The 24,334-nt window shown below is 32.8% G+C and carries 8 protein-coding genes; 4 read left to right on the top strand and 4 right to left on the bottom strand.

Features of this window, described 5'->3' with window-relative positions:
- Window positions 1-22 precede the first annotated feature (22 nt).
- The 3 genes from RYK99_RS01930 to RYK99_RS01940 form a co-directional block, all read right to left on the bottom strand.
- Window positions 23-1,756, bottom strand: coding sequence for an ABC transporter ATP-binding protein (locus tag RYK99_RS01930; protein WP_314989646.1), 1,734 nt, complete (start codon window positions 1,754-1,756; stop codon window positions 23-25).
- Window positions 1,743-3,506 carry an ABC transporter ATP-binding protein gene (locus RYK99_RS01935; RefSeq protein ID WP_314989647.1) on the bottom strand — a complete coding sequence of 588 codons (1,764 nt, stop codon included), beginning with the start codon at window positions 3,504-3,506 and terminating at the stop codon, window positions 1,743-1,745. Before RYK99_RS01935 ends, RYK99_RS01930 begins: the two co-directional genes overlap by 14 nt.
- 268 nt (window positions 3,507-3,774) lie before the next feature.
- Window positions 3,775-4,389: a ribonuclease H family protein gene (locus RYK99_RS01940; RefSeq protein ID WP_314989648.1), complete on the bottom strand. Its 615-nt coding sequence runs from the start codon at window positions 4,387-4,389 to the stop codon at window positions 3,775-3,777.
- Window positions 4,390-4,843: 454 nt separating this feature from the next.
- Between RYK99_RS01940 and RYK99_RS01945 the strand changes: the two genes are divergently transcribed.
- The 4 genes from RYK99_RS01945 to mscL all read left to right on the top strand — a co-directional run bounded on the left by RYK99_RS01945 (window position 4,844) and on the right by mscL (window position 13,836).
- A complete protein-coding gene (locus RYK99_RS01945) occupies window positions 4,844-11,041 on the top strand; it encodes an LPXTG cell wall anchor domain-containing protein (RefSeq protein ID WP_314989652.1) in 6,198 nt (2,065 codons plus the stop codon).
- A 272-nt stretch (window positions 11,042-11,313) separates the two neighbouring features.
- On the top strand, window positions 11,314-12,618 hold the full coding sequence (gene murC, locus RYK99_RS01950) for a UDP-N-acetylmuramate--L-alanine ligase (RefSeq protein WP_314989654.1): 1,305 nt from the start codon (window positions 11,314-11,316) through the stop codon (window positions 12,616-12,618).
- Between the two features lie 63 nt (window positions 12,619-12,681).
- On the top strand, window positions 12,682-13,200 hold the full coding sequence (locus RYK99_RS01955) for a DUF948 domain-containing protein (RefSeq protein ID WP_314989657.1): 519 nt from the start codon (window positions 12,682-12,684) through the stop codon (window positions 13,198-13,200).
- 267 nt (window positions 13,201-13,467) lie between these two features.
- Window positions 13,468-13,836, top strand: a complete 369-nt coding sequence (gene mscL, locus RYK99_RS01960) for a large conductance mechanosensitive channel protein MscL (protein ID WP_314160029.1) — start codon at window positions 13,468-13,470, stop codon at window positions 13,834-13,836.
- A gap of 138 nt (window positions 13,837-13,974) precedes the next feature.
- Here the strand turns inward: mscL and RYK99_RS01965 are convergent, their stop codons facing one another.
- Window positions 13,975-24,231: a Rib/alpha-like domain-containing protein gene (locus RYK99_RS01965; protein ID WP_314989659.1), complete on the bottom strand. Its 10,257-nt coding sequence runs from the start codon at window positions 24,229-24,231 to the stop codon at window positions 13,975-13,977.
- Window positions 24,232-24,334: the final 103 nt, after the last annotated feature.

The raw sequence follows: 24,334 nt of genomic DNA on the forward strand, positions 1-24,334 counted from the left end.
TACGAATCGCTCCTTTATTTTTTTATCCTTTTACTTGGGTTTCATACATTTTTTTGTAGCTTCCCTCAAGAGCTAATAATTGTTCATGAGTTCCATTTTCTATAACTTTACCTTTACTAAGGACGTAAATCATATCAGCATTTTTTATCGTAGATAATCTATGAGCTATTATAAGGGTTGTTCGTCCCTGTTTTAATTCTTCTATAGCTCGACTTACATTTTGTTCTGTTTCACTATCTATATTAGCCGTTGATTCATCTAAAATTAAGATTTTTGGATCTTTAGCTAGAGCTCTCGCTAAACAAATAAGCTGCTTTTCACCAGTAGAAAAGTTACTGCCACCTACTTCTACTTTTGAACCTAACGAGCGATTTTCTAAAATAAAATCTCCTCCAACTCTAGATAAAGCTTCTCTAGCAATTTTTTCATCGTTAGAAGTCGTAATATTTTCAAGTAAAGTACCTTCAAATAAAAATGAGTCTTGAAGCACTATCGCCGTTTTTTCTCTTAGATACTCCTTACTATAATCATTTATATTTCTATTGTTTATTAATACATTACCTTTAGTGGCACTGTAAAATTTCACGATTAGATTCATTATAGTACTCTTACCGCTTCCTGTATGACCAACAAAGGCTACAGTTTGATTTTCTTTTATCTCAAGATTCAAATCACGAAGTACATAAAAATCATCTTTATAAGAAAAATACACGTCTTCGAATTTAATATTCCCTCGGAAATCATCCTCGGTAATATCGTTATGACTGTCTTCCTCAACTTCTAGCTTAAGTATCTCTTGAATATTTATAGCCGCACCTTGTGCTCTGATATAATTAGAAATCCCCATTGTAAAGTCTGCGATTCTATAAATTATATCAGTAGTATAATTTATAAATAGATATACCATACCCAATGTAATACCATAAACATTATTAAAGTGTGAATACGAATAGTAATAAACAATACCTATGAAAATCACTATTTTAAATACTCCAGTTATATTATGAAGTAATAGACTATCTACTAGATTTAATTTTTTCCAATATTTATATCTTTCTTCATTATGTTTATTCCAATCTTCAATACTTTCTTTCTCTTTATTAAAAGCTTTGATGATTTCTAAATTTTGATAATTTTCATTGATAATCCCATTACTCTGAGAAAACTTACGTCGATACCCCTTAATACTATCTATAGATAACTTGTTGTAAATTTTTAATACTATAAACATTACCGGGAATAACACTAGCATAAATAATCCAAAGCGTACATCTACATAAAATAATACAATATAAGAAAAAATAATCTTTAGCACAATTATTAATATCTGCACAAATGTCGAAACGAAAAATGTTCTAATTTGGTTTACATCACTCGTTATCCTAGATACTACAGAACCAGCGGGCATATTATCGAAATACTTAATCGGTAGACTTTGAATATGATCGTATACCTGCATCTGAATTCTAACGTAAACCTCGTTAGCTCCTTTTACTAAGTAAATATTTCTAATATAGTTAGATATCCCCGAACATAATAGTATAAGTCCATAACCAGCTACTACCACCAATGATTTTAGAATTATCTGACGTGTTAAATCTCCAGTTATTCCATCAAAAACTTTCGACAACACGTACACACCAGCAACACCTAGCCCTACATTTAGTAGTGAAAAGACAAAACCTATTATATAAGATCTCTTTGCTTTTTTCATATAAGGAAGAAATTGAAATAACGGATTTTTATTCTTCATCATCTTCTACCTCCTTATTTTGATACTCATCTAGTTGTCTATACCAAGGGCATTTTTCAAGAAGTTCATCATGCGTTCCGAAACTTAATATTTTACCATTGTCTAATACAACTATTTTATTAGCATGCCTTACTGCAGAAATTCTATGAGCCACTATTATATTAGTCTTACCTTCTCGGGTTTTTTTAATATTTTCTATAATAGTTTTTTCTGTATTAGAATCTACCGCACTTAAGCTGTCATCAAGTATTAAGATATCAGGATCAGATAACAATGCTCTCGCTATACCTAGACGTTGTTTTTGTCCACCTGATAGAGATAAACCATTTTCTCCTACAAGGGTATCAATACCATCTTTAAATCTACTAATATCTTTTTTTATGTCCGCTTGTTCCAACACCTCGTCTAATCTATCCTCTAAATCATATCTATAAAATAATACATTTTCTTTTATAGATTTTGAAAACAACTGATATTCTTGTGGTGCATAGCCAATTTTTTCTCTAACAGAATAATCATAGTATTTCTCAATCCCATTACCATCAAGAAGAAGTGTATTTTCATCTATCGGATATAATCGCAACAGTTGCTTAACAAATGTCGTTTTCCCACTACCAGTTTTTCCTACTACTCCTATAGTTTCACCTTTATTAATAGTAAAATTAATATCTTCTAGCACATGAGTATTATCCTCGTAACTGAAATTAAAATTCTTAAATTCAATACTACTATTAAACTCAAAATTACTTTCAGCTAGGTCATTATTAACATCAGTTTTTTTATCAGAGATCTCTAAGACTCTTTTTGTAGCTTGACGAACTTCTATAATCATAACAACCAACTCAGATAAAGCAATGTATGGCCACTGAATCATACCTATAACCACACAGACAGAAATCAACTCTCCTAATGTCATCATTCCTAAATTAATAAAGTAAAATCCTCCAGCTACAGCTATAATATAACTTGTCGCTAACGATACTGTATTAAGCGGTTGATAGACAAGAGTTTTTTTCATGTATTCTTCATTACTTCTAGCATAACTTCTAAGTTTTCCTACAAAACTATTTCTCACTTTATCCAGTAAGCTATACGCTCTAATAACTCGAATACCTTTAACATTCTCTAAAGTCTCCTCTGTGATTTCATCCATAGTTTTCGCCATTTCATTATAGTACTTTTCTTGTGCTTTTCGTCTACTTACTAAATAAATAGTTTGTATTACTAGTGGTATGTGAATTAGCAATAAATAGATAAAATTCGATTTGTTAAATATAAGAATACTTATAAATAAATTGTAAATTATTCCATCAAAAATTAATAGAATACCATACCCAAAAAGTGGAGCTATGTAGTTTGTAATATCATTCGTAGATCTACTAATTACTTCACCTATACTGAATTTGTTAAAAAATACCGGAGTGTGCCTATAAATATCGTATTGAATATCATATGTCATGTCTTTAATGACTTTGTCATAACCTATAAAAGTATAGTATTCTTTAAAGAAGTAGACTATATATAATGCGATCCCAGCTAAAACAATTCTAAGAATTTCATTAACTACACCATTAAAATCAATATTTCCATTCGCTATACCATCAACAATATAACTCAATCTATCTGTTGGATATAACGTAAAATAATAAGAAGCAATTGAAACTATCAATGCAATTATTATACGTTTTTTATCCCTATATATTAGACTAGCCATCTTATTTAATATTTGTTTATTGTTTATTATTGTGTTCACTTATTCACCCTCTTTCTTCTAGAATTCAATTATATTTTAATAATTATAACACATTTATCTTTTAAGCTTTAATAAAAAACAAGGGAGTGACTCAAAAATCGTGATTTCTTAAGAAACAAGATTTTGTCGAGTCACCCCCACACAGTTTATTAGATATCTAAAAAGCTTTTCTAAAGCGAATTTAGATATCAATAAACCACTGTGTCTATGAGTTATCATATACACTTTGTTAAATTTTAGGACTTTTAGGTCTGCACCTTGCTTTATCTTACTTAGTATTTTCTTTTTTAAATTGTTCAATAGCCTCTTTCGCAAGCTTATCCACAGCTTCATTCAACTCAATTCCGGTATGAGCTTTTACCTTCACAAAATTAACCTTTACTGCCATCTTCACCTTATTATAAAATTTTACATAATCTTGAGTATAAGGAAGATTTGTTTTCCAATCTCCAATTGCCCACGCTTCTATCCCTTGATAGTCGTAAAATAATGTAATCTCTTTAATCTTTTTATCTACAGCATACCACATAACAAATTTTGCAGCTTCCAATTCTCCAGCAACATTATGTAATTGAGCATAATCTTCACGATTCCCAGCATGTTTATATTCATGTTTTTTATCGCCATCTACTATAACTACACCTGAACCATATATGCCACTTACTCTGTCGAAACTACCATCGATATAAGCATATACACCATCAACTTCTTCAATATTTTCAATTTTTTCTTCATTTCTTTCTAGGAAAGCTTCAGCTTCTGACAAAGTTTTAAAACTTTTATAAACTGCACCTTTAAATCCGGTCACCTGCTCTTTGCACTCATCCCAAGTAGAAAATATTCCTGTTTTTTTACCTTTTTTTACTGCATAAAATTTCGCCATCTTGCTCTCCTTATAAAAATATTTCCTTTTAGATTATACTACATGAAAAATATTAAGTAAATTTTTAAAAAGAAAATTTAAAATAAGCTAAGAAAAATTATTTTTTTAAATTGGATACATTTTTTAAATAGGAAAAATTATAAATAAGCCTATACAAGTATTTCTTCGGTCTTTTTACTAAATAATAAAAATACTAAATTTAAAATATTATTTTAAATTAGTAAGTATAATTTTTATTAATTCAAGAAATTTTATTTTATTTTTAATATAAAAGATACTGATAATCTATTTCAATTGAAACGTTTTTATGTTATAGTATAGGTGTCTATTATTTTTAAAGGTTGATTTAATAGTGTTTATGTAAATAGTTTTTATAGTATCATATATTTTTAATCAACTCTAGAAAATTAATATTAGAATAAATTATTATATTATATACAAAAGGAGAATATCCATGAAAACAAATAAATTATTAAAATCTAGTATGAGTGTTGCATTGGCACTTACTATATCTTCTATCACAGCTCAAGCTTGGCCAACGAATAGCAATATAGCAAAAGCTGATTTCGGAGATAAAGCAGCTACTGAACAAACTAAGGCTGAACTAAATGAAATAATAAATAAAATCTTTAACGATCAGTCTATCACAAATAGATATTTAGGAACTACTTTTTTCCACAAAACTTCTAACTTTCCATATTACCACGTAACATTTGAAAATCATCAAGTTCCAGATGATGTTATCGATACAACTCCTTGGTATAACATGTGGAGCGAGGCTGCTGCTGCAAAAGCAAAACTGACCGCTAATTCTTATACAGAAAAAACTGCACAAAATGCAATTAACACTTTAAAATATTATATTCAACTTTATAACTTTGATGTGAATCACGATTTAAAAGATGATGGTTTTTACACTACTACTGACTTCAAAACACCAACAATGGTAACTGTTTCTAGCGATGGCCAACAAGATTTCTATAAAAAAGTAGTTGATAATAAAGAAGAAATTAAAAATCTATTTAAAGAGTCTTTAGTAGGTATCTACAAACAAGGACAAGATATTGAAATTAATCTTGTTGCTAACCCTGATAAAGTTAGTAAAATTACAAGCTTTGTCGTTAATAAAGTTTCTGGTTTAGATACAAACGTTAAACTAGGTCCTTCTGCTGAAGATCAGCATCTTGTTGCCTTTAGCGTTCCTGGTGAATTAAAAGCTGAACAATTAGTTGTTTCTAATATGACTTATATTGATAAAAATGGAGTCAAACAACAAACAGGTCCATTTGCTTTAGACATCAACTACTCAGCTGCTAAAAAAAGCAACGAAGCTATCCCTAAATATAAAGAAAAATTAAACGAAAAAATTCAAAATTGGATTGATCGTGGTAATAAAGTTAATGAATGGCTACTGACAAAAGAGAACACTTCAGACACAGCCGCAGACTTCTCACAAAGAGCTAAAATTAGCGAAGCTGTAACAAAACTACAAGAATTAAAACGTTCAGATAGTGCTAACTACGATAAACTTTATGAAATCTCTACTCCTATTCACGAAATGGAAGACATTGCAACATTAAGAGAAGTACTAGATATTAAAGTTGCAAAACTATTAGAATTCTTTGATCTTTATAACGAAAAAACATACACTAAAGAAAGTATCGAAAACTACAAAAATTACATTAAGAGTGTTCCTGGATTAAAAAATACAAGAAACATAAAAGAATTAGTTCAACTAATAAAAGACTTCGACAATGCTAACTTTACATACTTAAGATACAATACTACAGAACTAAAAAGAATAATAGATATCGCTGACAGAAAAATTAGAAGTGAATATGAACCTGTTAGTCTTGAAAAATTTGATCAAGCATTAAATCACGCTAAAGACTGGATTAACCAAACAAACAGTTATAACCCTCAAATCAATGAGACATCAGACCTTGTTAAACAATTAACTGAAGCGATAAATAATCTTACTACAAAAGATGGTAGAAAAGGAGAACCAGTTCCTGCCGCACCTGTTGAAAATACTACTAAGCCAGCAGAGCCATATAATGTAACTGCGAAATTCGTAGAAAGAGGTAGCGACAAACCTATTAAAACAAGATACAGTCGTGATTTAACAGAACTTATAAAAAATGTAGAAGTTCACGAATTAGGAAATGGTAAAAACGAAGTAATATTAACATTAGAACCTAAAATCATGGGTGGAGCTATCGATTTTGCTCTAGCAGACACTTTCAAATACAATAGTCTAGGAAATACAGATGCCGATGCCGTTGTTTTAGAGACAAAAAATATTGGAGGTCGCGACTACCCTACTAAATTAAAACTTACAGTCGATGCTACTAAGAAAAATATTGAAATAGCCCTTCTAGGAAATTTCAATTTTAAAGATTCATTCTCATTAGGAAAAAATGGAATCGATAACTTTACAAGTCCAACAGACTTATATATCGATTACTCTACGAAATTAGAAGCTAAAAAAGAATCACCTCTAAAAGCTTCTTTAAGAGATAAAATTAATTACTACACAAGTAACACAGTACAAGATAACTATAAAGATTTAAAACCAGTGTTCAAAACTTCATTCAATCAATTAATTACTAAGGCTCAACAACTTTTAAATAGTGATTCACTAACTAAAGACGAAGTAGATAACATTATTAATAAACTGTTAGATGAAACTACTAAATTAGATTCATTGGCTAACCTTCATAAATCACTACAAAATGCAAAAGAACAGTATGAAAATGATTGGAAGAACAACTCACACTTTACTAACGAAAGTAAAGCATTAGTTAAAGAAAAATTAGATGCAGTTGAAAGTAAAATAAACTCTCTAGATCCAGTGGATATAGAAGGTAAAAAAGAAACTTACTCAAACGAATTCGACAAAGAAGGAACTGTAACAGTATATAAAAAACTAGATGAACTAACAGGAGTGGTTCAACATTTAGGAGACTATCTTCGCATCAATACTGAAGAACTTTCTGGAGAAATTAAAAAAGCTGAAGAAGCTTACAACAATTTCAACAAAATTACTCAATCAAAACTTAAACTTAGACAATTAATTGATGAAGCAAAAGCATATGTTGAACATGCCAAACTAACTCCTGAATCAAATGACACTGATGATCAAGTAAATACCGATTTGACAGATTACTACAAAGAACAATTTAAATTTGCTATAGAAGACTTAAATGGTTCTCAAAACCCTGAAGCAGAACAAGTTTCAGCTAAAGAACAACTTAAGAAAAAAATTGCTGAAGTTGAACTGATAAAACAAGGTAAAAAAGAACCAGCAGCCTTTGTTACTTTAACTAATGAGCTAACAAAAGCTAAAGAATTATTAAACAATGATTCTTCTACTGAAGAGGCGCTACTAACTGAATTAAATAAACTGAATAACGCTGTAAATACATTTAATAATTCTGCTGATTCAACTCAAGATAAACCAAGTAATCCATCAGAATCTCCTTCTACAGATTCTAATAATAAAGTTCAATTAGAAGGTTCATTATTAAAACAAGATTTAACTAGTCCTTCTATGGCTAATGGAATAATTAAAAACGTGTATCTAGTAACTGAAAACGGAAAAAATTACTTAGAATTAGATCTTATTCCTATGAATAATGGAACAACTAATGTTGCCGTTATGAGTAAACTTACATATTTTGATGGTAATACTGAAAAAGATGTTCAAGTATTAAAAGAAGATACTGCCGACGTTACTTACAATAATGTAACTAATTCTTATAAATATCCTTCAAAAATTAGAATACCTATCGAAGGAAAACCATCTACAATAAAACTTAACACTTTTGCAAGCAGTACATTATTTGGTACTGACAAGCATGAAAATATAGCTGTATTATCTGTAAAATATCCTAAAGAAAATGCTGTTATCACTGCAGATAAAAAACAACTAAACGCACTATTCGAAGCTACTACAAGTAAATACTATGATAGTTGGAATAATGTATTTAAAAATGCAAACGTGAGCCAAGATATGGCGGTAATTAAAAACTTCGGTAACAAAATCAACGCAGCACAAAATGTATTGAAAAATAATATTGCCAGCACAGAAGAAATTTCTACTGCATTTACTGAACTATCAGATTTAAAAAATCAATATGATTTACTTATTCAACTAAGAACTTCAAACGCTGAAGCTGTAGCTAACTTCAATTCTGATAAAGATAGTAAAAACTACAGTGAAGAAAGCATCAACGCTGTAGATAGCTATCTTCAAGGAAAAATAGATAAACTAGAAGACTTAGTACACAACAACCCTAAATCTAATGAAATCTTGAAATTATTCAACGATGTTCAAACATACTATAACCTTCTTAGATATGACACTTCAAAACTAGATGAAACTGTTAAATCAGCCAACGATAAACTTGCTGCTAATAAATATACAGATGAATCTAAAAATAATTTAACTACAGCTATTGGTAAAGCAACTGAATTCATAAACAAAGCTAAAGAAACAAGAAATCTTGAAGACACTCGTTCTAGTCTATTAAAAGAAATTGAAGAAGCGGTTAATGGATTGAAAGAAGCACCTGCTCCTGAAACAAATAAACCAAGTGACAACACTGATACATCTAATAATAATGAGACTAATAAACCTAACGACAAAGTTGACACTCCATCAAACAGTGACGCCAACAAACCTAATGACAAAGTTGACACTCCAACTAACGGTGATGTCAACAAACCTAATGATAAAGTCGACACTCCTACTAACAGCGAAGTTAACAAACCTAACGACAAAGTCGACACTCCTACTAACAGCGAAGTTAATAAACCTAACGACAAAGTCGACACTCCATCTAACAATGACGCCAACAAACCTAGCGACAAGGTCGACACTCCATCTAACAATGATGCCAACAAACCTAGCGACAAGGTCGACACTCCATCTAATAGTGATACCAACAAACCTAATGACAAGGTTGACACTCCTACTAACGGTGATGTCAACAAACCTAATGATAAAGTCGACACTCCATCTAACAATGATGTCAACAAACCTAACGACAAAGTCGACACTCCATCTAATAGTGATGCCAACAAACCTAACGATAAAGTTGACACTCCTAGCGATAACAAACCAACTGAAAATGATAATGATGAAGTTGCGAAAAAATTTGCTACTGAAAGAGCAAACCTTCTATTGCCTTTAGAAACAGCTAAAATCTTAGTTAACGATGATAAAGATAAAGAAGGAATCAATAAAGAAGCATACGCTAAACTAAAAGAGGCTACTGAAAAAGCTCAAAAAGTGTATGATGAAGAAAAATCTATAGATAAAATTTTAGAAGAAAAATCTAGCATAGATAAAGCATTAGAAGAGTATACTAAACATAAAAATGATAAAGAAACTATCCCAGGAAATAATAAACCTGAAGACAAACCTACTCCAGATAATAAACCTGATAATAATTCAGGCAATAATGGAACTGTAGATAATACAAAACCAAGTGATAATTCTAATAGTAGCACTACTAATAATGATACAAATAACTCTTCAAATAACGCTAATAACAGTTCTACTGAAGTAAAACCTGGAAACAACGAAAATACAGGAAACAACAAACCTGGAAACAAACCTGCTCCAGATAATAAACCTTCTAATAACTCAAACAATAACACAACAGTAGACAATACAAAACCAAGTGAAAATTCTAATAATAGCACTGCTAATAATGACGCAAATAACACTTCAAATAATGCTAATAATAGTTCTACTGAAGTAAAACCTGGAAACAACGAAAACACAGGAAATAACAAACCTGAAAACAAACCTACTCCTGATAATAGACCTAATAATAATTCAAATTCAGGAAACACTAACACAAACAACGTGACTCCATCTGAAAATATTATAAACAATATATTCTCTGATGATGCATCAGGAGTTAAAGTTACTTTAACAGATAAAACAGTTGCGGCAAAACTTTCTGCAACTACTGTAGAAGATAAAGACTTAGCAAATTCAGTTTTAGAAAAATTAAACTTACCTGCAGACAATCAAATCAGAATATTAGATTTAAAACTTTTAGACAAAGACAATCATGTAGTTAATTCAAAAGCAAAACGTACAGTAGCCATTGTCTTAAAAGAAGATGAAAAAGATGTAGATGTTTATCACATAAAAGATAACGGAGAGTTAGAACTTATGAAGTCAACTATAAAAGATGGAAAAGTAATATTTGAAATAGATCACTTTAGTAAATTCGCAATAGTTTCTAATAATTCTAAACAAAATAATGAAAACAGTGGTAATACTTCAAACAACAATAATACGTCTATCGACACTGATAATCATGATATGACTCACAATAATTCTAGTAGCGGTAATAACGGTATTGCGCATAATGATTCTAACGTTGGTAATACTTCTGATTCAGAACATAACGACTCAAATAACAAACAAACTTCTCCTACAGTGCAAAATAATCAACCTACTCAAATTACACCGTTAAACAGTGACTTATCATCAAGTATAAATAATTCAAAATTAGGAAAACACTTAGCTAAAACTGGACTAGCAAATAATAATTTAGCTTCATTAGCTGCGGTAGGATTAGTATTAGGTGGTGCACTATTACTTGGTAGAAGAAAAAATAGAAAATAATCTTATTTCTAATATAAATTTATTTAATTAACTCTAAGAGAGGCAATTTTGAAAACTTACTTCTAAATTGCCCTCTTTTAAATTGACTACACTATATGTGAAAAGTTATTAATTCTAAAATGAAAATATAGAAAAAATTTGAAAATATCCTATCAGAAATAAACTCCTATTTATTGAATTTTTATCAGTTTTGTTGTAAAATTGAATTGCTTATGAAAAAAATATTACAGAATTTTTTTTATTTTATTAATGAAAACTTAGGAGATACTATAATGAGTAAATATCATTTTATAGGTATAAAAGGTTCCGGAATGAGTTCTCTTGCACAAATTGCTTATGATATGGGTAATGAAGTGCAAGGTTCAGACGAGGAAACATACTTTTTTACACAAGAAAAATTAGAACAAAGAAACATCCCAATGTACTACTATGGGGCAGAAAATATTAAAGAAGGATATGAAGTAATTCTAGGGAATGCCTTCAATGAAACACATATTGAATACAGAAGAGCCAAAGAATTAGGTTTAACTACTTACACTTACTCTCAATTTCTTGGTAAACTTCTTTCTGAGATTCCTTCAATCGCAATCACAGGAGCTCATGGTAAAACTACTACAACTACTATGACAAGTAATATTTTCAAACACAGTCACGTTACTTCATACTTAATCGGAGACGGAACTGGACACGGTGAGAAAAATTCAGAGTATATGATAGCTGAAGCATGTGAATACTACAGACACTTCCTAGCATATCATCCAGATTATGCTGTTGTAACAAATATTGACTTTGATCACCCAGATTACTTTAATGATGAACACGATATGTTTGATGCATTCCAAAGCTTTGTAAATCAGGTTAAAAATACCGTTGTTATTTGTGGTGATGATCGCCTAGCTTCGCAACTAAAACCTGCAAATTCAAAAACTGTAAAATATGGATTTAACGATGGAAATGATTACCAAATTAAAAATGTTCAAACTACATCAGAACATAGTAAATTCGACATTTATAAAAATTCTGAATTATTCGGGACATTTACTATGGCAGTATTTGGATTACATGATATTTCTAATGCAACATCAGCTATTGCTTTAGCAGACATAAACGGAATTAGTGTAGAAAAAATTCAAGAATCTCTTAGTCAGTATAAACCTGCGGAAAGACGATTCAGCGAACACAAAATTGGAAACAATATTATTGTAGATGATTATGCTCACCATCCTAGTGAAATTAAAGCTACAATCAACAGTGCACGTAGAAAATATGCTGATAAAGAAGTTATCGCTATTTTCCAACCTCATACATATACACGTACAGCTAAATTCTTAAACGAATTTGCTGAGAGCTTAAAGACTGCAGACAAAGTATTCCTTTGCCCAATCTTTGCTTCGGTACGTGAAAAAGAAAAAATTGTAGGTATTGAAGACTTACAAAAAGTGACTAAAGGTTCCCAAATTATAAATAGTGAAGAAGATTTCGATAAACTAAACTTTGATAATAGTGTATTTCTATTTATGGGAGCAGGAAATATCAATAAACTTTGCCACAAATTTATAGAACAAAAATCAAAATAATTAGTTGTATTTATAATAAACTTAAAATATAATTGATTATAATAACCCAAGGAGGAAAACTTTATGTTAGATATAAACTGGTTAATTTTAGCATACGCTGGAATCTTTTTAGCAGGTGTTGGTGTTTTAATCCTATGTATAAGTACCGCTATTACACTTAAAACTGTTAGAAAATCTGTAGTTGTTGCTACTGAATGTGTAGAAGATGTTACAAACATAGCAGAAGATGCTCTTGCTCTTGCTAAAGATTTAAATGAAACAGTTAAAAAAGTTGAAGGTAACTTAGAGCCAATTATGGCAGAAACTAATATTTTATTACAAAACACAAACATCCTTGCTGAAGATTTACAAGTTAAATCTGAAAAATTAGATCCACTATTCAACTCAGCGGAAGGATTAGCATCATCAATCAACGGATTACAATCATCTGTTGATAATATGAAATCTAATGTTACTGGATTCAAAAAAAATACTGATCAAAAAATTGAAAATCTTTCTGAAAAAGTAGAAGAAAATAAAGCTAAAGCTTCTAACCTACTTAATAAATTCTTGAAAAAAGATAAAATTGAAGTAGAAAAATAATATACAAAAATAGAGAAGAAATTATATAATATTTCTTCTCTATTTTATTAATATATTTAAGTCTGTTATTCATATATTAAGCGTTGTTCATTTGTATAGTCAACTCCTTTAATTTTCAAATAATTTATTTAAATAATGCCAAAATTATTGTTAGGATACGTTTTCTTTGATTTTTTTTAAAAAAATTGAACTTTATACTTGATTTTATTTCAATTTTGATATATTATACTCAAGTATTAAAAATTTTTAGAAGGAGAAATGTATTTCATGTTAAACGAATTTAAAAAATTTGCATTTAAAGGAAATGTATTAGACTTAGCTATCGGGGTTATCATGGGGGCTGCTTTCGGAAAAATCGTTAGTTCATTAGTAACTGATATTATGATGCCATTAATTGGATTACTTTTCCCTGCTAAACCAGACTTCACTAACTTAGCTTGGAATAATATTAAATACGGAAACTTCATTCAAATCACAATTGATTTCTTAATTACAGCAATCGCAATCTTCATTTTCGTTAAAGCTATCAACACAGCTAAAGATAAAATGTCTAAAGAAGAAGCTGAAGAAAAAGCACCAGAAGTTGATGCTAAAGAAGAACTTCTTAAAGAAATCCGTGACTTATTAAAAAAATAATAAATTAAATTTTAAGATCTGACAATGTCGGATCTTTTCTTTTATAATCAAATAGAGAATCCCTTGGAGATAATCATTTCCAAGGGATTCTTTTTCTATGTAGGTTTATAAATTTTAAACTTTGAAGAAAATTTAAAATTAATCTTCTTCATTTTTACGACGTTTTATTGCTGCAAATAGACCTACTATTGCTAAACCTAGTCCTGCTAATTCACTATTATTTGTGGTTTCACCTGTATTAGCTAAACGTTTAGTAGAACGATTAGGAGTTTTATCTTGGAAGTTAGAATGAACATTTGTATCTCTATCTTCTCTACCTATATATTTTAGTAACTCAGGTTGTTCCTCTGGCTCTCCGTTTACTCCTCCAACAAATTCTGGTAGTACTGGCTGAACTTCTGGGTCTCCGTTCACTCCTCCAGCGAATCCTGGTAAGACTGGTTGTTCTTCTGGTTCTCCATTCACTCCTCCACCGAATTCTGGTAAGGCTGGTTGTTCCTCTGGTTCTCCATTCACTCCTCCATTGAATTCCGGTAATGCTGGCTGAACTCCTGGATCTCCGTTTACTTCTCCACTGAATTCTGGTAACATTGGTTGGACTTCTGGATCTCCGTTTACTTCTCCACTGAATTCTGGTAACATTGGTTGGACTTCTGGATCCCCGTTTACTCCTCCACTGAATTCTGGTAACGTTAGTTGAACTTCTGGGTCTCCATTTACTCCTCCATTGAATTCTGGTAACGTTAGTTGAACTTCTGGGTCTCCTTTTGCAGTTTGTTTATTAGCTATAATTGTCACATCGACTTCATCTACCGTTCCATCTGGATATGTGATAGTTATTTTTGCAGAAATATTTCCTGGAATATCAGTATTAGGAACTGTTCCATCTTTCCACTCTATTCTTGTTCCATCTGGTAGTTCTTGTACATTTCCTATACTATCTTTCGCATTTGGAACATCTCCATTTGTAATAGTTTGTGGTTTTGGTTGTGGATTGTAGTCATCTTTTTGTGGTGTTACTTCTACTGTTACTGTAACTTCTTCCGTACTATTATCTGGGTATGTGATTAATACTTTTCCTGGTTTGCTTCCTGGCGTTGTATTTGTATCTGGTTTTTCTACCCATGTGTACGTTGTACCTTTTGGTAGGTTCTCAGTGTTGATACTTCCTTCTGCGCTTGGGTCACTTCCGTGTTTTGCAGTTTGGTTTGGCTCTTTCGCAGTTGGTGTGAATGTCTCACTTTGTTTCTTAACTGTGATTGGTACTGTAACTTCGTCTACTGTTCCATCTGGGTACGTTACTAACGCTATTGTTGGATGTTCTCCTGGTATGTTCACTACCGGTGTTTCTTTCCATGCGATTGTAGTTCCACTTGGTAAGCCTGTTTTATCCACACTGTCCTCTGCGTTTGGTACTGTTCCGTTATCCACTGTTTGTGGTTTCGGTTGTGGATTGTAGTCGTCTTTTTGTGGTGTTACTTCTACTGTTACTGTAACTTCTTCTGTACTATTATCTGGGTATGTGATTAATACTTTCCCTGGTTTGCTTCCTGGTGTTGTATTTGTATCTGGTTTTTCTACCCATGTGTACGTTGTTCCACTTGGTAAGCCGTCTATGTTGATACTTCCTTCTGCGCTTGGGTCACTTCCGTGTTTTGCCGTTTGGTTTGGCTCTTTCGCAGTTGGCGTGAATGTATCACTTTGTTTCTTAACTGTAATTGGAACGGTTACTTCGTCTACTGTTCCGTCTGGGTACGTTACTAACGCTATTGTTGGATGTTCTCCTGGTATGTTCACTACCGGTGTTTCTTTCCATGCGATTGTTGTTCCGCTTGGTAAGCCTGTTTTGTCTACACTATCTTCTGCGTTTGGTACTGTGCCGTTGTCCACAGTTTGTGGTTTCGGTTGTGGATTGTAATCATCTTTTTGCGGCGTTACTTCTACAGTTACCGTTACTTCTTCTGTACTGTTGTCTGGGTATGTGATTAATACTTTTCCTGGTTTGCTTCCTGGTGTTGTATTTGTATCTGGCTTTTCTACCCATGTGTACGTTGTTCCACTTGGTAAGCCGTCCGTGTTGATACTTCCTTCTGCGCTTGGGTCACTTCCGTGTTTTGCCGTTTGTCCTGGTTGTTTAGCCGTTGGTGTGAATGTCTCACTTTGTTTCTTAACTGTGATTGGTACTGTAACTTCGTCTACTGTTCCATCTGGGTACGTTACTAACGCTATTGTTGGATGTTCTCCTGGTATGTTCACTACCGGTGTTTCTTTCCATGCGATTGTAGTTCCACTTGGTAAGCCTGTTTTATCCACACTGTCCTCTGCGTTTGGCACTGTACCGTTGTCCACAGTTTGTGGTTTCGGTTGTGGATTGTAGTCGTCTTTCTGTGGTGTTACTTCTACCGTTACCGTTACTTCTTCTGTACTGTTGTCTGGGTATGTGATTAATACTTTCCCTGGTTTGCTTCCTGGTGTTGTATTTGTATCTGGTTTTTCTACCCATGTGTACGTTGTTCCTTTTGGTAGGTTCTCAGTGTTGATACTTCCTTTTGCGCTTGGGTCACTTCCGTGTTTTGCGGTTTGTCCTGGTTGTTTGGCCGTTGGTGTGAATGTCTCACTTTGTTTCTTAACTGTGATTGGTACTTCGACTTCGTCTACTGTTCCATCTGGGTACGTTACTAACGCTACTGTTGGATGTTCTCCTGGTGTGTTCACTACCGGTGTTTCTTTCCATGCGATTGTTGTTCCGCTTGGTAAGCCTGTTTTGTCTACACTATCTTCTGCGTTTGGTACTGTTCCGTTATCCACTGTTTGTGGTTTCGGTTGTGGATTGTAGTCGTCTTTTTGTGGTGTTACTTCTACTGTTACTGTAACTTCTTCTGTACTATTATCTGGGTATGTGATTAATACTTTCCCTGGTTTGCTTCCTGGTGTTGTATTTGTATCTGGTTTTTCTACCCATGTGTACGTTGTTCCTTTAGGTAGATTCTCAGTGTTGATACTTCCTTCTGCGCTTGGTTCACTTCCGTGTTTTGCAGTTTGGTTTGGCTCTTTCGCAGTTGGTGTGAATGTCTCACTTTGTTTCTTAACTGTGATTGGTACTGTAACTTCGTCTACTGTTCCATCTGGGTACGTTACTAACGCTATTGTTGGATGTTCTCCTGGTATGTTCACTACCGGTGTTTCTTTCCATGCGATTGTAGTTCCACTTGGTAAGCCTGTTTTATCCACACTGTCCTCTGCGTTTGGTACTGTTCCATTATCCACTGTTTGTGGTTTTGGTTGTGGATTATATTTTCCTCGCATAGACCAAACTGTAATATTTACTAAAATTGATGTCGAATTTCCAGCTTTATCTCTTGCGATTATAGTTACACCATACATCGTATTGTCGGATTTAATTTTCGGTACTTCTTGTACACCTTCCTTGAAAACAATTGTCCCAGTAGATTCATCAAAAGCTAAGAATGAAGGTATATTTCTTACTTCAATCGTAGAAATTCCACTTCCATTTGTATTGTCTTCTGCTTTAATCTTCATCACAGGTAAAGTTTTATCTAATGCAGTTATTTCCCAGTTTTTATTTTCTTCTGGAGTTAAAATTGTCGGATCTGTCACATCCTTGACTTTCAATGAAATTATTACTTCTTGTTCTGAACCATCAATATATATCACTTTGGCTTGAATTCTTTGATCTCCATATGCCTCTGTATTAATTGGTGATTGTGATTCCACTTTTGAGATTTTCGTATTACCATTCTCACCTTTACCATTAGTCGCATTAACTGCTCCTTTTAACATATCAGATGTTACTTCTACATTTTGATTTACTTCAATTTGTGTTCCAGTCGCCGTAAATTCGTCACTTACTTTTCTCACAGTTACATTTACTGTAACTACGTCTTTTGATCCATCTGGATATGTAATTTCCACTTCTCCGGTTGTTGAACCTGGCGTATTAATTACCGGCGGTGTTTTCCATGTCAACGTTGTTCCATCTGGTAATCCTTGTTTATTTACACTGTCTTCTGGATTTGATGTTTGTCCGTAGTTTACAGTTTGATCTTTTGGTTGAGGATTAGTCTTCGCGCTTATTGAAGATACTGTAATTTTCGCAGTTCTTGTATTAACATTTCCTGCATTATCTTCAACACGAATATTTAAATTAAATTCTTTACTTGGCGTATTATCTGGTAGTTTTTCTACTTCTTGTTTCCCTGATTTAAATTTAATTGAGTTAGTTGTACTATCATATTCTAAGTAATCAGGAAGTCCTTCTACACTTACCGTTTTTATTCCACTTCCGTTGGCATTATCTTCTGCCCTTACTTCCATATTTGGTAAAGTTTTATCTAATGCAGTCATTTCCCAGTTTTTATTTTCTTCTGGAGCTGTAATAGTTGGTGGAGTTACATCTTTGACTTTTAATGGAATTGTTACTTCTTTCGTTGTTCCATCTTTAAATGTTACTGTCACAGTTATATTTTGATCTCCATAGTTGGCCGTGCTAATCTCCGCTTTTGGTTCTACTTTTGAAATTTTATCCGTTCCATCAACATTCCCTACTTTTGATGTCGCTGTTACTTTGGCTTTTAAGTCATCATTTGTTACAGGAGTATTTTGGTTTACTACGATTTCATTTCCACCTACATCATACTCATCATTAAGTGCACGAACATTTACCGTAACATTAACAGTATCTTTACTACCATCAGGATATGTAACAGTCACTACTCCCACTTTATCCCCAGGACCTTGTGTCGTACTTGGTTTTGTTTCCCATGTATAAGTTGTTCCTGCAGGTAAACCAGATTTGTTAATACTTGCTCCCGCATCTAATTCTTCTCCATAACTTACTATTTGTTTTTCTGGATTCGAAGTTGCTTCATATTTTGTAGTCATTGACTTCACGGTGATTGTAACATTTATTGTTGTTTCGTTCCCTGCGTTATCTACTACCGTTATCGTTACATTATGTGGCTCTAAATCTGTTCCTTCTAGTAATTTCGGCACTGATGTTGTTCCTGCTTTAAACTGAATTGTTTTAGTTGCTTCATTGTATTCTAGGAATTCTGGTAAGCCTGTTACCGTTGTTGTCTTAACTCCACTTCCTCCAGCGTTATCCTGACTCGTTACAGCAATATTTGGATTTCCTCCTTCTACTGCGATTAAATCCCAATTCTGTCCATTAGTTGGTGTTTGAATTGTTGGAGGTGTGACATCCTTGACTTTCAATGGAATCGTTACTTCTTGTTCTGAACCATCAATATATGTTACTTTTGCTTGAATTGTTTGTTCTCCATAAGCCCCAGTGTTAATTAGTGTTTTGGCTTCAACTGTTGCAATTTTAGCATTTCCATTTTCACCTTTCGCATTTACCGCAGTTACTGCTGCTTTTAACATTTCAGATGTTACTTCTGCCCTTTGATTTACTTCAATTTGTGTTCCAGTCGCTGTAAAATCTTCACTTACTTTTCTCACTATTACATTTACTGTCACTACATCTTTTGATCCATCTGGATATGTAATTTCCACTTCACCAGTTGTTGTACCTGGTGTATTAACTACAGGTGGTGTTTTCCATGTTACATTTGTACCTTCCGGTAATCCTTCTTTACTTACACTTGCATTAGGATCTGGTACTTTTCCATAACTTGTATTTTGTGGAATTGGTGTAGGATCCTTTTTCGCACTCATTGAAAATACTGTAATTTTAGCCGTTCTTTCACTTACATTTCCGGCATTATCTTCTGCTCGAATATTTAAAGTAAATTCTTGACTTGGTGTATTTTCTGGTAGTTTTTCAACTGTGTCTTTTCCTGATTTGAATTTAATAGTGTAAGTTGCACTATCATATTCTAGATAATCAGGCAATCCTGTTACAGTGACGTTTTTCATTCCACTACCATTTGCATTATCTTTAGCTCTTACTTCCATATTTGGTAAAGCTTTGTCTAATGCTGTCATTTCCCAGTTTGTATTATCTGCTGGTGTTTGGATAGTTGGCTTCGTTACGTCTTTTACTTTCAATGGAATGGTTACTTCCTTAGTTGTTCCATCTTTAAATGTTACTGTCGCAGTTATATTTTGATCTCCATAGTTGGCCGCGCTAATCTCCGCTTTTGGTTCTACTTTTGAAATTTTATCCGTTCCATCAACATTCCCTACTTTTGATGTCGCTGTTACTTTGGCTTTTAAATCATCATTTGATACACGATCGTTTTGATTTACTTCAATTGGTGCTCCAGTTACTTCGTATTCTGAACTTAATTCTTTTACAGTAACTTTTACATTTACCATATCTTTTGAACCGTCTTTATACGTTACTTCTACTACTCCATCTTTTTCACCAGGTCCATCTGTTGTGACTGGTGTTGTTTTCCAAGCATAACTTGTTCCTTCTGGTAGTCCTGTTTTATTCACACTTGTACCTGCATCTGGAGTTTCACCATAACTTACTGTTTGTTTTTGAGTGTTTGAAGTTGCATCATATTTTGTAGTCATTGATTTCACAATAAAAGTTAAATGTGAAGTACTACTATTATTTGCATTATCTATCACACGAATTGTAGTTGTATACGTTTGAGAATCTGTACCAACTGGTAATTTAGGAACTCCCTGAGTACCTTCTTTAAACTTGATGGTTTTAGTCGCATCATCATATGTTAAGAAATCTGGTAAGTCTGTTACCGTTGTTGACTGAACACCACTTCCTCCAGCGTTGTCACTAGATGTTACTTTTATTGGAGAAAAAGCTTTATCTAATGCAATTAAATCAACATTTCGACCATTTGTTGGTGTTTGAATCGTTGGTGGGGTCACATCTTTTACTTCTAACGGAATTTTCACCGTATCTGTTGTATCATCAAGATACGTTACAGTTGCAGTAATTTCTTTCTCCCCTGCTTCAACAGTGTTGATTGTGCCGACAGGAGTTACAGATTTCACCTTACTAGCACCATTGTTACTGATTGTTACCGCTGCTTTCAAATCTGCATTCGATACTGAGTCATTTTGATTTTTAACTATTTTAGTAGCTGTTGGTTCATGTTCTTCACTTAGTTTTCGCACATCCACATTTACATCAACCAAATCTGTAGAACCATCTGGATATGTTACAGTTACAACACCTGCTTTATCTCCAGGACCTTCTGTCGTACTTGGAGTTGTTGCCCACGTGTATGTTGTACCTGTCGGTAACCCATTTTTATTAATACTTGTTCCTGCATCTGGTGTAGCACCATAACTCAATGTTTGTTTTTGTGAATTCGCTGTTGCAGTATATTTCGTAGTTATCGATTTAACAGTAATTGTTACCTGTCTTTGACTAGAATTATTCGAATTATCCGTTACTTGGATATTAACATTATATATCTTACTATCTTGTCCAGCAGGTAGTTTCGTTACCTCTTGAACACCATTTTTAAATTTAACTGTTTTAGTCGCACTGTCAAATACTAAGAAATCCGGTAAACCAGTTACCGTTGTTGATTTAACACCAGTTCCACCGTTATTATCAACAGAAGTAACTCTTATTGAAGGCAATGTTCTATCCAATGCAATTAAATCCCAATTTTGTCTATCGCTTGGTGTTTGAATTATTGGAGCTGTTACGTCTTTTACTTCTAAAGGTATATCAACTGGATCTGTCGTATTATCTAAATAAGTAACAGTTGCTTTTATAGTTTGTGATCCTGCATTTGCCGTACTAATATTCCCAACTGGAGTAACCGATCTCACTTTACTGTTACCATTGTTATTGATTGTTACCGCTGCTTTCAGTTTATCATTTGTTACTGAATCATTCTGATTCACAGTAATTGTCTTGCCAGTTGGTATATGTTCATCACTTAGTTTGCGAACTTTTACTGTTACATTAACTGTATCTGTTGAACCATCTGGGTAAGTTACTGTTACAACTCCGGCTTTATCTCCAGGACCTGTTGTCGTATTAGGTGCTGTTGCCCATCCATATCTTGTACCTGTTGGTAATCCATTTCTTTGAATACTTGTTCCTGCATCAGGAGTCTCACCATAACTCACTTCTTGTTTTTGAGGATTAGCAACTGCTGTATATTTTTGTGTTTGAGATTGGATATTAAAAGTAATATTTTTAGTCGCAGTATTTCCTTTTTTATCAACTGCCTTAACAGTCACTTGAATACTTGATTTACCAAGTTGGAAGTTATTCGGAATAACACCATTTATTTCAATTTTAGATTTTGCTACATTATACGTTAAAGGTGCAGGAAGATTTTCTACAGTAACAGCAGTTCCATCTTTAAGTCCTACTCCTTTACTATTATCCTGTGCAGAAATATTTATCTCACTTGGTAATCCTTCCAACCTTGTTAATAATACTGAATCTGGTGCTGTAATAGTTGGATTAATATTGTCCACTATTTCTACCGGTATAGTTACAGTTTTCATCAAATGATTTCCACGAAGAATTTCAATTTCTTTATGTTGTACACCCGCAGCAGAAGTATCTACAGTCGATGAACCACCTTTCCAACGAATTGTTAAATCAGTTGCAGGAGCTGTTCCATTTGAAAGTGTAATATAACTTCTTGCATCTCCAAGTTCACCGTTCTGATTTTGATTAATACGTTTATCTTGTTTTCCTATAAAGTCCAATACTGTATAAGGCGTAGTGACATCTTTTGTTACACCATTATCGTATGCTACAGTAACTACTGCATTTTTAGTCCCTGGTTGGCTTAAATCAAAAGGTGTTTTCCATGTTACCCTAGCAGTTTGAGGAACTTCATGGTTTGTTTTTGATTTCACTAAGTTTCTTGGATTTTTATAAAATTCATGCGGATCACCAATTAATGTTGTTAGACTTGAATGTTTTGCTTCAACATCATTTTGTGCATTTGTTTGAATCGTTTTAGTATTAAATCCATCTTTAAAGTAGATTGTCATTGTTGCACCGTCGGCAGAAACTTCAGCACGTTCAAAATCTATATGTTGAGCACGATTAACTACATCTGGATGTTCTGTCTTAAACTTTTCAAGCAAGGCTGTTCTTTCAGCTTCTGTTAAATGACGAACATCGTCTACGTAAGTCGGAGTTAAATCTCTAACAGTATTACGTTCACTTTGGGGTTTTATTGTAACATTATAAATAATATTATAATTATTAGCGGGAGAAACAGTATCGTTAACAGTTAAAACAACTTGATAATTACCAGGAGTTATAAGACCATTCGACCCTATAGTCCCAAGAATACCTGCTTGAACATTTGGGTTATTAATATTATCTATCATTGTAGGCGCTCGACGATCTCCGGTTCCTGATGATACAATTATAGATAAGTCTTTGAACGGTTTTCCTGAAAGAGTTACTTTTTTTACTAGATAGTACGTATTAGAACTATCGTGTCTAAATTTTTCTCCCTTAACTTGTGTTCTAATCCAAAAATTATCAGAATTAAAATATGTCAAATTAGTATTTGCATTACTAACAACTTTATCATTTTGTCTATTCTCTAATGGTGTAAATCTAATCCCTCTAAACGTACTTTCTCCATTGGTCTCAATCATTTTCCCATTTCGTGGGTCTCGTCTTCCTGAATTAGCACGAGTAACTCTATTAGCTACTCTATTTCGAAGATAAATTGCTTCATTTAGTAATTTTTGAATACTTTCTTCACTATTATTATCAGTAGTTGGAAGTTTTTCAATACTATTAACTAATTCTTTTTCAGAATTACTGAAATCATAATTTATTTCGCTTGCTAAACTATTGATTTCTTTTGCAATATTAGTTGCTTTAGTTATTTTCTCATTATATCTTCTAGCAACATCTTCTGTATTATTATCTTGTTGTTTTTCTTTAATTTCTTTCTCAGAATTTACTTTTTCATCTTTTTTAGATTCAACTTTTTCTTTAACTTCCGATTTATTATCTTCCCTAGGTTTATCTTCTAATTTATCAAAAACTTCTTTAAGAGTTTTTACTTCTTTATCAATTTCTTCTTGAGTTACTTCTGTATTAGCTAATACCTTTTCTGCACGTGACAAAATAAGATTAAGCTCTTTTACTGATTTTTCAGTTTTTTTACTGATATCAGTTTTCTTAATCTTATCAACCAGGTCTTTTAATTCTTTTTTATTAACTTCTTTTTTTATAAGAGCTTTTTCTCCTGATTCACTTGTCAAGTTTTCCTTCTGCTCTTTCTTTTCAGCAGGTTTCTCAACGTCTTGCGTTTGTTTTGTTTTTTCTACTTTCTTATCATCAATATCTTCTGGTATTCGCTCTTTTTCTAGTGTTGAAACTTTACCTCCAGATATTTCACTACTAGTATTATTTGCTACAACTTTTTCTCCAACTATTCTTGAAGCATTTGTTTCACTTGCGTGCGCCACTTGCGAGCCACTAATACTCATTCCCCCAACAACAAAAAATAACGAACAACCAAAAGGATCTGTTTTCCTTTTTTAACCATGCGCCAATTTTTTTGTTGAACTCCCTGTCGATTAAATAACATTT

Origin of the sequence: uncultured Gemella sp. (genome assembly GCF_963537375.1) — a bacterium.
GTDB lineage: Bacteria > Bacillota > Bacilli > Staphylococcales > Gemellaceae > Gemella.